Source organism: Candidatus Poribacteria bacterium (assembly GCA_021295715.1).
Taxonomy (GTDB): domain Bacteria; phylum Poribacteria; class WGA-4E; order WGA-4E; family WGA-3G; genus WGA-3G.
The window spans coordinates 5,020-17,941 of sequence record JAGWBV010000091.1; the positions used below are offsets into that span (position 1 = coordinate 5,020).

The 12,922-nt window shown below is 47.9% G+C and carries 10 protein-coding genes; 6 read left to right on the forward strand and 4 right to left on the reverse strand.

The annotated features are described in order from the left end of the window. The coding region (locus tag J4G07_18725; protein MCE2416022.1) for a transposase at positions 1 to 983 on the forward strand (983 nt) is incomplete at its 5' end. Between the two features lie 109 nt (positions 984 to 1,092). Here J4G07_18725 and J4G07_18730 read toward each other — a convergent pair. From J4G07_18730 to rbsK, 4 genes are all read right to left on the reverse strand, one after another. After that, positions 1,093 to 1,530 carry a DUF523 domain-containing protein gene (locus J4G07_18730; protein MCE2416023.1) on the reverse strand — a complete coding sequence of 146 codons (438 nt, stop codon included), beginning with the start codon at positions 1,528 to 1,530 and terminating at the stop codon, positions 1,093 to 1,095. Then, entirely contained in the window at positions 1,514 to 2,218 is a 705-nt protein-coding gene (locus J4G07_18735) for a biotin--[acetyl-CoA-carboxylase] ligase (GenBank protein ID MCE2416024.1), read from the reverse strand. Before J4G07_18735 ends, J4G07_18730 begins: the two co-directional genes overlap by 17 nt. 70 nt (positions 2,219 to 2,288) lie before the next feature. Next, entirely contained in the window at positions 2,289 to 5,219 is a 2,931-nt protein-coding gene (locus tag J4G07_18740; GenBank protein ID MCE2416025.1) for a tetratricopeptide repeat protein, read from the reverse strand. Then, positions 5,216 to 6,163, reverse strand: a complete 948-nt coding sequence (gene rbsK / locus J4G07_18745; protein ID MCE2416026.1) for a ribokinase — start codon at positions 6,161 to 6,163, stop codon at positions 5,216 to 5,218. Before rbsK ends, J4G07_18740 begins: the two co-directional genes overlap by 4 nt. Before the next feature lie 59 nt (positions 6,164 to 6,222). Here rbsK and J4G07_18750 point away from each other — a divergent pair, with 59 nt between their 5' ends. The 5 genes from J4G07_18750 (at position 6,223) to J4G07_18770 (ending at position 12,663) form a co-directional block, all read left to right on the forward strand. Next, a complete protein-coding gene (locus J4G07_18750; protein MCE2416027.1) occupies positions 6,223 to 8,058 on the forward strand; it encodes a Na+/H+ antiporter NhaC family protein in 1,836 nt (611 codons plus the stop codon). Positions 8,059 to 8,120: 62 nt separating this feature from the next. Further along, on the forward strand, positions 8,121 to 8,939 hold the full coding sequence (locus tag J4G07_18755) for a glucose 1-dehydrogenase (GenBank protein MCE2416028.1): 819 nt from the start codon (positions 8,121 to 8,123) through the stop codon (positions 8,937 to 8,939). Between the two features lie 75 nt (positions 8,940 to 9,014). Continuing rightward, positions 9,015 to 9,431, forward strand: a complete 417-nt coding sequence (locus J4G07_18760; protein ID MCE2416029.1) for a cupin domain-containing protein — start codon at positions 9,015 to 9,017, stop codon at positions 9,429 to 9,431. 195 nt (positions 9,432 to 9,626) lie between these two features. Beyond that, on the forward strand, positions 9,627 to 12,071 hold the full coding sequence (locus J4G07_18765) for an ABC transporter ATP-binding protein (GenBank protein ID MCE2416030.1): 2,445 nt from the start codon (positions 9,627 to 9,629) through the stop codon (positions 12,069 to 12,071). Positions 12,072 to 12,153: 82 nt separating this feature from the next. Then, complete coding sequence (locus tag J4G07_18770) at positions 12,154 to 12,663, forward strand: DUF1854 domain-containing protein (protein ID MCE2416031.1); 510 nt, start codon at positions 12,154 to 12,156, stop codon at positions 12,661 to 12,663. Positions 12,664 to 12,922 lie beyond the last annotated feature (259 nt).

Sequence of the window (12,922 nt, forward strand, 5' to 3'; positions counted from 1 at the left end):
CGTATGCCGGTTATGAGGCAATGTGCGCGCACTTGAGTGATTTCAAAAAGACGACGCACCCGCATTGGAATGCTTTGCCAAGCCAAGCAATTCAACAAGAGTTGCAACGTATCCATTTGGCATATGATCGGTTTTTCAAGAAACTCGGGGGTAGACCGAACATCAAAAAGAGACACAAGTTCAAGTCTATCACCTTTCCAGGAGAAGCGGGGTGGTCTCTGAAAAATAATCGTATCACGCTCACCTTCCGTAAGTGGGAGAAGGGTAAGTGGCGATTTGATAAAGTACCATATACTTTCCATAAGCACCGCCAGTGGCATGGAAGTATCAGTCGTATCACACTCAAGCGAGACAATTGCGGAGACTATTGGCTCTGCCTAATCACAACCTACACGGATTTTAGACCGCTGCCGACAACAGGTAAAAGCGTTGGGGCAGACTTCGGCATGAAAGACGCATACTTGACCCTCAGCACGGGTGAGAAAAAACAACACCCGCACCCTTTGAAACAGTCCTTAAAGAAACTGCGAACCCTCAACAAAAGCCTTTCGCGTAAAGTTAAAGGTTCTAACAGTTGGTGGCGGTGTGTGAGAGTAATCACACGTCTGTATCGGAAAATCAGCAACCAACGCAAAGACTTTCATTGGCAACTCGCCTCTGAACTGTGTAAGAAGTTTGATACCATCGCCATTGAAACATTGAACCTTGAGGGTATGAAACGCTTGTGGGGACGTAAAGTTTCTGACCTCGCCTTCTCCGAGTTTGTTGAGATATTGAAGTATAAGTGTCGTAAACATAAGCGTCTTTTAAAACAGGTTGGTCAGTGGACTGCGACCACGAAACCGTGTAGCGATTGTGGGTTTCATAACGAAACGCTAACTTTGAACGATAGGCAGTGGAGGTGTCCCGATTGTGGTTCACACCACGACAGAGACATCAACGCTGCGCTAAACATTTTGCGGGCAGGGATAGCCACTATTTAGTGATATGCCTGTAGTGTAGGAGACTCCAGGGAAATGCCCGCGGGAGCAGCCGGTAGTCGGCTGTCAGTGGTCCCCCTGATGGCTCTTCTGTAAATATTGTCCTCGGGAATTACAAGGAAGTAACGGTAATACCGTGTCGTTTCAGGAGGGCAGTGGTTACACCGTCCCCGGGCATGAGAGTCCCTGAAAAAGTGCCATCGTAGATGTCGCCACAGCCACAAGATGGACTCCTCGCTTTCAGAACTACATGTGTCGCTTCGTTTGATTGTGCAACCTGCAAAGCGTGGTGAGCACCTTTCAAATAGGCTTCCGTTACGTCCATACCTTCAGCAGTCATAACCTTTGCCTTGCCATCGAGAACATCACTGCCATCACCGCCGACAATCTCTGCAGGCGGACGTGGTGTTGGCAACCCACCTGATTCCTCAGGACAGACAGGGATAAGTTCATACGTCTTCCGTTGTTTTATCGCTGTTTCGTTTCGGCTGTCCCCGCCGTCATATCGGCAGCGGATGCCAAGGAGACAAGCACTAATGACGACTTTCATCTTCCCGTAAAACCTCAAATTGGTTCATGATTAAATTCGTCTCACCCGCCTTCAGTTGCAGGTAACGCTTTTCCAATTGGCAGAGAATATCGCATAATAGCGAGGCACGGCAGATTTCAAAGTTTCGATTCTCCGAGAGCGCATGTGCCATACGCACAGAGGTCGCGGTTCCACGCAGTTCGGACGGAAAATCCTCCAATGCGTTATTGACATTCACACCGAAACCCAAAACAAAAAAAGGTTGATGTTCTTGATCATAGGCGAGTTCTGTTAAGACACCCGCAACCTTTTTCTTTCCGATCCGGACATCATTAGGCATTTTAATACGAGCGTCAAGCCCATGCGTTGTGCGGATTGCTGCTGCTATTGCCATCGCACCGATGAGATTCGGGAGTGTAACCTGATCGCGAAGGAGTCGATGTTTAAAAACGACGGACACGAGGAGACATTTTCCCGACGGTGCCTCCCAGTTCCTACCATACCTGCCGCGCCCAGCGGTCTGGTGCTCTGCAATAATGAGCGTTCCTTCTGCTGCACCCGTCTTGCCGCGAGCAAGGGCGATATCGTTGGTAGAAGCAACCTGTGAATAGTGCTCAATTTGGCAGCCTATAAGCGTTATCTGAAGCGTTGACCGCAGATTTTTTACCTTCGCACCAAGTGGGAAATCGCAAAGTTGGTTCATTGACATTCTATAAAACTCACATACCTCCCTGTTGGTTTGTTACTACACTTAACCGTGTTTAAAAAATCCGAGGAAACTACTGACTCAGATGTCTCTCCGCTTCAATCCGCCATTGTTCGGGTGGATCGAGTTCAAGAAAACGCTGCCATTGTGTTCTCGCCTCTTCGCGCTTCTCTCTGTATTCATACATTAACGCGAGGTTGTAATTCGCCGTCAAGTTACCCGATTCCAGTTGTATCACCCGTTCAAACTGCTCTGTTGCTGCGCCGAGTAAGTCCATACTAAAAAGGTTATTGGCATAGTTGAGTAGCGTCGGCACATGTGTATCGTCCAAAGCGAGTGCCTTTTCCAGCGTCTCTTTCGCAGCGTTGTAATCCAAAGCATGTGCGTAGTAAAGATCACCGAGGCGTTGATATGTTTTGATGGCAATCTCGTCGTCTGCTTCGACAGGTTGTTGAATAAGCGCAGCCTCCGCCTCATAATGTTGAATTGCCTGTTTCCACGCCTGCTCCCATTCTGAAATCTGACCGAGATGCGAGTGGATACCTCTGTATTCTGGCGCGTGGGAGAGCATATTTTCAAAAACCTCTTTAGCGAGTCGGTGCCGATCGATTTCCAGATACATGACCCCGAGTTGGTAGTTCGCCTCGCGGTTTTTGGGTTGCACTTCAGTCACTTGTTTGAAATCCTCTATAATCTGGCTATAGCGATACAACGTTTTGCCAATCCGTCTGTAGCGGAGCGTGATCATCCCGCGGTGGAAATACGCATCTACATAGTCTGAATTCAACGCAATCGTTCTGGTATATTCCTTGACAGCCATTTCGGCATGTTTATGATAGTCATCTCCGAGCGTTTCGGCATGTCGGTCCAGGATACGCGCATAACTATAGTGCCAGTCAAACTTCTCAGGATTGTATTGATTCGCCAGTCCGAAGTACCGAATCGCACTCTCACGTTCGTCGCGTTTCTCGAAGATAACAGCAAGAAGATGGTGGAGTTCTGGATGATTAGGTTCAATTTCTAACGCCGGTGGATAGACTCGAATGATATTATCTTCATCATTGCGTTCACGATAGATAGCACCGAGTTGGAAAAAGGGTGTAACTTCTGTTACTTCGAAAAAAGGGCTTTCAATCGACGCCGTATCAAGTCCAATCGTTTTCTCGTAATGTCCGATGGCGTTGTCTATGTTGCCTTTTTGTTCAAACAGAACTGCCGCGTGATAATGTGCCGAGACATCATCAGGATTGAGCCGAACAGTTGCGAGAAACGCGGGCAGTGCAGCGTCGGGCTGTTCCAGCGCGAGGTAAGAGAGTGCCATTAAATAGTGTGCCTCGATCATATCCGGGGCAATCTTGATAATCTTCTGTAAAGTGTCGATTGCCTGCTGATGTGCCTCTCGGTTTCGGTAAATGTGAACCATCTTGAAAAGCACATCCGGTTGCTGTGAATTTAAGGTTAAGGTGCGTTTATAAAAGATGAGAGCGTTGTCTGTGTCGCCGTGAGCCTCGTAACTCTGTCCCAGTAAATAGACAGCACCAACATCTTCCGGAAACAACAGGAGGTGTGTATTCAAAGATTCAATAGCCTCTTGATAGTCCGCTGCCTCAAAAGCACTTTGCCCTTGCGCGATAAATCTGTTCGCTAATTCTGGATTTAATGCCAATGCGCGTTTAAAATAAACGACAGCAGTCTCTACATCTCCGTGTTGGTGATAAAGTTCACCGAGTTTCAAGTAAACATCGTTGAAATCACCTAAGAGGAGTTCCGCCTGCATAAGACTTGGATCAGCTTCTATAATCTCAATAGTCTTTTCGTAAGATTCGATGGCTTTCTGAATGTTGCCCACATCGGCTTCAAGCGTACCCGCATAAAAATAGGAACGCGGGTCGTCAGGAAGGACTACCATTGCTTTCTCAAGGAACGGCATCGCTTCATCTGACGTTATCAAACCTGCGAAGTAAGGTTCAAGCGGTTCATAGAGGGTGTCCTTAAGGCTCGGAATGAGAGACAATGCCTGTCGGTAATGTTGCACCGCTGTCGCGGCATCGCCACTGGCATAGAGGTTCTCGCCGAGTGCGAAAAGTGCGTTCGCATGCATCGGTTCAACCTCAATTACGCGTTGATATATGTTAATGGCACCGTCTATGTTACCTTTTTCATCGAAGATAACCGCCAGTTCATAAAGGACTTGTGCTGAGTAGTCCTGATGTTGCGATCCTTTCGCGTATTCTTTTAACGCCTCATCAAAGAACCCCTCTGTAGCAAGGACCTGTCCAAGTTTGAAGTAGGCAGGTGCGAATCTTTTATTTTTTTGGGTAATATTCTCGAAGGTCTCACGGGCACGGTCGATTTCACCCTGAGCGAAATAAACCAAACCGATACCGTATTGTGGGTATTCCCACTTTCTGTTTACCTTCCGTGCTGCGTCAAAGGCTTGGAGTGCTTCTATGTAATTCTGCTGTTTTAAGTGAATCTCACCCATCCTATAGTAAGCTGGATAGTAGTTGGGGTTTAAACGGATGCACGCCTCAAATTCAGCAAGTGCTAAATCATCTTGGTTTCCCTGATCCTGATAGATACCGCCGAGGTTAAAGCGCGCCCAAAATAAATCTGGGTCAATCTCAACGGCGTGCTGAAAATAAGCAATAGCAGTGTCCAACGCTTCGCCGGTTTCTGTTGCTTGAAGGGCATGTATGTATCCCAAGCCGTAATAGAACGCTGCTTTGCTTTTCGGAGAGGAAGGTTGCTGTGCTTGTTGGTTGTTCTCTCTTGCGGTATAAAGCATGAGGAGTGCGGAGAGATGTCCCTGTTTCTGCCATTTGAGGATAAGTTCGCGATGTTTCTCCGCGGGTTTCTTCTTTTCTTGCAATGCCTTTGTGAAGTCTTTTCTCATGTTCGATTCCCACTTTTCCGCGGCGAAAGAAACCTGTAAAAAAGACGTATTGAATCCGATGCCTATGATGAGCATTATAAATATGAGATTTAGCAGAGTTCTTTTCATTTTTCTGATTTTCCTTTTAATCGATCAATCTTTGCGCGCGTAGGCATTGAAGGTGTCGCACCAACCACAGTCACTGCCGCTGCTCCAGCCGTATTTGCAAACGCAACTGCTGAGCGTAAGATCTCGCCACTTGCCAGTGCAGTCGCGAGGGCACCACAAAACGCATCACCTGCACCTGTTGTATCTACAGCCTCAACAGCCAACGCCGAAACGTGTTCAGATTCGGTGGCTGTCAACATCAATGCCCCTTGCTCTCCAAGCGTTAAGACAACAGCAGTGCTCGCCGCATCCACCATGCGGGCGCGTAACACCCCTGCTGCCTGGTGCGCATCCTCGTGATTTTCAATCTTCATCTCTGACAACAACTCTGTTTCGGATTGGTTTGGGATAAGAATGTCAACGGACGCTAACAAGCTACCCGGCAGTGGTTGTGCAGGCGCGGGATTTAATATCACAGTCGTCCCGTGTGTCTTAGCGATCCGTGCAGCGTGCTCCGATGCTGCAACCGGTGTTTCTAATTGTAAAAGTAGAACATCGGCGTTTGCGATGTCGTCGGCAGCGGCATCTATATCTGTTGTTGTAAGTGCCATATTTGCCCGCGGCACGACGATGATGCTATTGTCTCCATCCGGTTCAATAACGATGGTTGCCACACCTGTCCCGACATCTGTACGTTTTGTGACAAACCTGTTATTAATGCGTTCGTTTTCCGTTGCCGCGAGGAGCATATCTCCGAAAAGATCGGCACCGACACTTCCAATCAGTGTGACTTCGGCACCTAACCGTGCAGCGGCAGTTGCCTGATTAAATCCTTTTCCACCTGTAAAAATATCAAAAGCATCGCCGATGAGCGTTTCGCCTTTGCCGGGTCGCCGCGGTGCGCGGCATACCAGATCGACGTTCAGACTGCCAACAACGGCAACTTTCGGGATTGATTGGTTTATCACAACTTGTTCCTATCTTTCTAACGATTTTTGGCAATTATAGTTGACATGTAGTGTGAGTGTCAAGATTTTTACAACGACGCGGTTTGCCTCCTATTCCAATCTTGACAGAGCAGTTTTGGCTTGCTAACTGCACCCGAAAGTGCTATTATGCACATCAGCAGCGGTATGGTAAATCCTACGAACCGACAGGGAGTGTGCCGGAGACTTTCATGAATTCTAAATTGAAATATGCTATTGGCTTTTTAATATTTTTCGGCATTAGCCTTGCGCTTAGATGGCGAGCGGAACAGGTGAGCGATGCGGAAACCCTTGTGTGGTACAGCATAATTCCGCCGTTACTTGCTGTTACATTAGCGATTCTGACAACGCGACTGCTCCCAAGTCTTAGTATAGCAGTAGGTGTGGGGATTCTGCTCTCGTGGTATCAACAAGGTGCCATCCCGATCGGTTTTTTGACGGAAGTTGTTTGGTTTGTGCGTGCTGTGAGCATCGGAAACGATGGCATAGATCTCTTCAATTTCTGGGTCGTTCTGTTTGTGTGCCTTATTATGGCGACAATCTCCGTTGTGGTAGCGTCCGGTGGGATTGGTGGTGTTGTTGTGTGGCTTTCTCAGTTTGCAAAGGGACCGCGTTCAGCCCAATTTATCACCGGGTTGATGGGGATTGTCATCTTCATTGGGGATTATTCCAACGCCATGCTTGTCGGTCCCACGATGCGTCCACTCACCGATCATCACCGCGTTAGCCGTGAAAAATTGGCGTTTCTTGTGGATTCTACAAGTGCACCGATTGCCGGTCTTGCGTTCGTCAGCACTTGGATCGGTTATGAAGTGGGTCTCTTTGAAGATATTGCCACAACAATTGGTCTCGAACGTGACGGGTATTCCATGTTCTTTGATGCTCTCGGCTTTCGGTTCTACTGCATCCTGACGATTATTTTCGTGATTGTCAATGCAATCAGCGGCAGAGATTACGGCGCGATGCACAAAGCAGAAAGGCGTGCCCGGGAGACAGGAGACATCGCCGCCCCCGATGCGAAAGCACTTGGACACACGACATCTTTCACGAGTCTACCAAATGCTGCCACACAACCCTTTTCAGCAGTTTTGCCGCTCTTAACGCTTTTCGGATTGCTCTTGGCGGGTTTTTGGATCGATGGTGAGGGAACAGGCTTTATTTTTTCACTAACTGCGTGGCGAGACGCGCTTTCAAAGGCAGACAACGTCAAGATTCTGGCGGGTGCGGCAGGGAGTGCATTTATTGTCTCAATTGTTTGTGCACGCTGGCTCTCAAAACTACGATTCTCGGATATCGTCCCGGTTGTTTGGAGCGGTGTGAAAGGGAGCCTAACGCCGTTGAGTATTCTGCTATTGGCGTGGGGGTTAAAAGCGAGTTGCGATAGACTGATGACGGGTCAATTCCTCGCAACCATGCTCAGTGATATTGTGTCGCCACTTTGGTTTCCGATCTTCGTCTTTGTGTGCGCATCGGTTACCTCTTTTGCGACTGGGACAAGTTGGGGCACGATGGCGATCCTGATTCCCACCGCGATCCCAGTGGCGTTTTCGCTTGATAATGGAACTTACGGGCTCACAACAATCATCTGTCTCGGTGCAGTGTTAGACGGTGCCATCTTCGGGGACCATTGCTCACCACTTTCAGATACAACAATTCTCAGTTCCATCGCCAGTAGTTGTGACCCGCTTCACCACGTGAGGACACAATTGCCATATAGTCTCACTGTGGCAATCATCGCTTTAGTCTGTGGCTATCTTCCTGCCGCGCTCGGTATCTCCTCAGCAATTGGAATTGGTAGTGGTACAGGTCTGATTATCTTACTGTTTTATGGTATTGCAGGTTTCCGAAAACTTCAGGAATCGAGAAGCCTATAGGTATCTGCACCGTTAGCGGAGTCGACTCTTACAGAAAACTGAAGGAGAAAAGGAGAACTGACATGAAGGTTGAACTTGAGGGAAAAGTAGCAATTGTTACGGGGGGCGCGAATGGTATTGGCCGCTCTACTGTAGATGCGTTGGTTGACAATGGCGCGCAGGTGGCAATCGTTGACATTGACACGCAAGCAGGCATGAAAACCGTTGAGGAGGTTAAAGAAAGCGGGGGGAACTGTCTGTTTGTGGAAGGTAACGTCTCAGACGCAGCGCAGATGGAGGATATCGCTGCTCGGATTGCAGCACATTTCGGTAAAATTGAAATTTTAATAAATAATGCCGGAATTAACACACGAAGTGATAGGGTGCCGATTCATCAGTACACCTTAGAGGACTGGCATCGGATCTTGGAAATAGACCTCACAGGTGTTTTTGCGACGAGTCGCGCTGTCATTCCATATATCTTGGATACGCACAGCACGTCTGGCTCCGAAAACGCGACGGGACGTATTGTCAACATCAGTTCTATTGCTGGACTGGTACCGCTCCGTTTACAGAGTGCTTACGTTGCGGCGAAAGCAGGGGTTGCGAATCTGACGCGTTCAATGGCGTTGGAACTTGGACCCGAAGGGATACTCGTGAATGCTGTTGCCCCCGGTTCTACCTTGACGCGTGGCACGGAGGCACTCTTTTACGGAGATGACGGCGCGTACACGGAAAACGCCGCGAGCCTGCTATCGCATATTCCGCTCGCAAGACCCGGACAAACGACTGAAATTGCAGCAGCAGTGCTTTTCCTCGTCTCACCAGATGCGAGTTATATTAATGGAACTGTCCTCGCAGTAGACGGTGGTTGGATCGCCGGTTATACGAGAGACTGGTAAATTAACGAGAATTGCCACTTTGTAGCATAAACTTTTAGTTTCTGCCTGTAGGTTACTTTAAATAAAGGAGAAAAAATGGCAAAGATTACTATGTTTAAAGGGTATCAAGGGGAACCTCCTATTCCGAAACCAGCACATCAGGTACAAGCGAATGTTGTCACCGTCCAAGACGGTGTGCCTGTCAAGTATTCGGGCTGTGATGGGATCGGTGTTCGAGTCGTGCATCCTGCCAATCCGAACGCGCCTGCACAAAACTTGGGCTTAGTCGTGTTTTTTGTGCCACCACACGTCGTTCTTGAACCGGGAAGCCATCATACCGAGGAATGCTACGTGATTCTAAAAGGGAAAGGCGTGATGACACTCGCTGGTGAAAAGATCCCTGTTGAAGCGGGAACGTTCATTCATCTCCCTCCGTGGTGTGAACATGGCATCGAAAATACGGGCGATGAGTCTATGGAGGTATTGATTTGTACATCCCCACCGAATCCGTAAATTGACTGATGAATTGGGATTATGGGCACTATAATTGCTAATTTCCCGTATATCCACACTTTTCAGCAATTTTTGCATTTTAATTTAACCCTTTTCCTGTATTTTACGTTAAATAAGTGTCTTAACTGTTTAATATAGGCGGATAAACCGCGCCTTTAATTATTCTGTGGGGGTTTTAAATTTATGCGAGGGATCATGCCGAAGTCATCTGACGTGCGGCGGGATTTTCTACGGAAAAAGCATTTTAATGGAAATTCTGCACCCGAGCAACAAGCTGACGAAGAGTTAACAACAATAGAAGAAGTGCCTGAAGAGTTGGAAGAACGAACACAGGCACTCCTTGCCAACGGCGAAGAAATCAAAGTCGCAGTCTCAACCGATTTGCGGTTCGATGGCAATTACGGCAAAGATTGGATAATTGCTACCGATAGACGGCTTATCGCTTTCAACCAGAACGGTACACCGGAACATCAAATTCGTGAGATTCCACTCACCTCAGTTGAGGCTGTTGAAATCGTTGAGATGTATGGTAACAATATCCTCAAGATCAGAACGTCCGAGGATGCCACGGAGGTTGCACGCTACTCACGTCGGGTCTCACCGAAGTTTGAGTTAGCAACGCCTGAATTAGAAACATTGGTTCAGGAAGCGAATCCGGATGTAGAACATGAGAAGCAGCACCGTCCGCAAGGTTGGGGAAAAAATAAAAACAAATGTGAAACATGTGGACAGCCGTTGCCACGCTGGTCGGGTGTTTGTGTTAATTGCGTTGAAAAGCGAAAACTCATCTTCCGGCTTATTCGATATTCATATCCTTTCTGGCACATCGCCGTTCCTGCCCTTGCCTTGATGATGATCATCCGATTCGTTTCGCTCCTACCCACTGTCCTTAGTCAGGAGATGGTCGATAACATTCTTGTCCCGGCTGGCGCAGCTGTAAACGGGGCAGCGTTAACTGAAACGGGTGAACCAATTTCACCGCCAACATGGGGACGGCTGAGCGGCATCATTGACGCGGTTTCTGGCTGGTTAACACTGCCAGTGGCTGGCAGTTGGGGACACCTTCTCACTATTATCTTCCTAATGGTGAGTTTCCGTGTTTTCACTTTGGGGGGTTCGGCTGTCCGTGGCTACATGATGGCGTGGGTCGGACAAAATATCACGCGCCGGCTCCGGAACGAAACTTATGAACATCTTAACTCGCTCTCGTTAGATTTTTACAATCAGCGCGATACCGGGAACCTGATGTCGAGAATCACACAGGATGTGGGAAGGCTTCGGGATTTCATTGCAAACGGACTGCAAGACCTTATTGGTGATTCGTTTACGCTCATCAGCATCTGTATTATTATGTTTCTCACCAATTGGAAACTGGCGGCTTGGACGCTGATTCCGGTGCCCTGTCTTATTTTCTTTACCATCTTTTTTGGAAAGAAAATGAGCAAGGTGTTTTCTGTGCTATGGAAGCGGTATGCCGATATTAGCACGATATTAGCCAGTACGATTCCTGGAGTCCGCGTCGTCAAGGCTTTTGCGCGCGAACGTTATGAGGTAAACCGATTCAACGAAAAAACATATCAGGTATTCAATGGAGAAATGAATGCGGCGAAATTGTGGACACTCTATCGTCCGATCATGGAATTCATCATTTTCTCCGGTTCTATCCTGATATGGATAGTTGGCGGTTCGCAGATTTTCGAGGGCTCGTTAAGTCTGGGCCAACTTGTAATGTTCCAAGGACTTATGGGACAGTTCATTAGACCCGTTTTCACGCTCTGCCAGATGAATGAACGGTTCATCCGAGCCGCGACCTCTGCTGATCGAGTGTTTGAAATCATGGACACTCCCCCCAGTGTCGCTGAGAAAGAAGATGCGATCGCGCTTGAAAATATCAAAGGTGATGTCGAATTCAAGGATGTCTATTTCTCTTATGACACAGAAAAGAACGCTATCAACGGTATCAGTTTCCGGGCAAAAGCCGGTGAGATGATTGGGCTGGTCGGACATAGTGGTGCCGGGAAAAGCACGGTTATTAACCTGATTACTCGCTTCTACGATCCGAGTGAAGGTTCAATAGAGATTGATGGACACGACACCCGCGATATTAAACTGAAAGCATTGCGGCAACAGGTAGGTGTAGTACTTCAAGATCCATTCCTGTTCCAAGGGACGATCGCTGAAAATATCGGTTATTCGAAACCGGGAGCTTCTCGGCATGAGATTATCGCCGCAGCAAAAGCCGCAAACGCACATGAGTTCATCATCAAATTCTCGGATGGTTACGATACAATGGTGGGTGAACGTGGTGCTCGCGTGTCCGGCGGTGAACGACAGCGGATTTCTATTGCTCGCGCGATCCTGAAAAATCCGAGAATTCTCATCTTGGATGAAGCGACATCGTCTGTAGACACAGAAACTGAATCGAATATTCAGGAAGCGTTGGAACGGCTTGTCCGTGGTCGGACGGTATTCGCTATCGCACACCGACTTTCTACCCTCAAGTACGCGAATAGATTGGTTGTACTGAAAGACGGGAAAGTTGATGAAATTGGAACGCATGAAGAACTTCTTGCCAAAGATGGAACTTATGCGGTATTGTGCGAAAAGCAGACAGAATTGTCAAAGATTCGCGCCTTATAGGTAACCCTACCGTTCTGGTGCGCGCCTTGAAAGCACGCACCAGATACCTCTTCCTTGATGCAGAAGAAGGAGAAGTTACATAATGCAGGAAGCTACCCCGATTACCGATGAGGTGCAATTCCTTGATGCCCCCAACGTCAAAATTGCGCGTAATTCGTTTGAAGAACTCACAATTGAGCTACCAGACGGCACAAGTCACGCAAACGTCGAAGCCGTCCGATCCTTTCCGCTCACCGACTCTAACAAATATATCACACTGCTGGATAGCGAAGGCAAGGAAATCGGTATCATTCAGGACATCAAACAGTTGCCTCGCGCGTCAGCGGAAATCCTTGTGTCGGAGTTGCAGAAACGGTATTTTATGCCGAAGATAACCAAAATCCACGAGCTGGATGGTGAGTTCGGTGTTACACGGTGGGTCGTGGAAACGAATCGCGGTCCTGTAACATTTGGCATGCGGACCCGATATGATGTCGTCAGTCTTGAGAATGGACGGGTGCTTATTAAAGATGTCGACGGTAATCGTTACGAGATTGAGAACTATCACCATTTAGATCCGGCGAGTCTCGTCCTGCTTGAAACGCAATTATAGCAGTTTATTCCAGCAGGATATTCAATCTTTAAGGCGCAGTTTCCTATATTAGGCGGATCGCGCCTCTCTTTTTATCTTTCCTTCCGTCAAGACCCCATGCTTTAGCTTGGGGATGTAGACGGTGTATGGGTTTGTTGTATCAAAAACATTTGATATTGACCTAAAAATGTGGTATACTTTAAGTATCAAGTTGGAAACCAGCAGTTTCAGCATTACCGCTTGGTAATGTGCTGGTTTCCTCCCACTGAAACGGGGATAA

Coding starts and splice junctions, on each gene's coding strand:
- J4G07_18755 (MCE2416028.1), top strand. CDS start 8,121: ATGAAGGTTGAACTTGAGGGAAAAGTAGCAATTGTTACGGGGGGCGCG.
- J4G07_18740 (MCE2416025.1), bottom strand. CDS start 5,219: ATGAAAAGAACTCTGCTAAATCTCATATTTATAATGCTCATCATAGGC.
- J4G07_18730 (MCE2416023.1), bottom strand. CDS start 1,530: ATGAAAGTCGTCATTAGTGCTTGTCTCCTTGGCATCCGCTGCCGATAT.
- J4G07_18735 (MCE2416024.1), bottom strand. CDS start 2,218: ATGTCAATGAACCAACTTTGCGATTTCCCACTTGGTGCGAAGGTAAAA.
- J4G07_18765 (MCE2416030.1), top strand. CDS start 9,627: ATGCCGAAGTCATCTGACGTGCGGCGGGATTTTCTACGGAAAAAGCAT.
- J4G07_18770 (MCE2416031.1), top strand. CDS start 12,154: ATGCAGGAAGCTACCCCGATTACCGATGAGGTGCAATTCCTTGATGCC.
- J4G07_18760 (MCE2416029.1), top strand. CDS start 9,015: ATGGCAAAGATTACTATGTTTAAAGGGTATCAAGGGGAACCTCCTATT.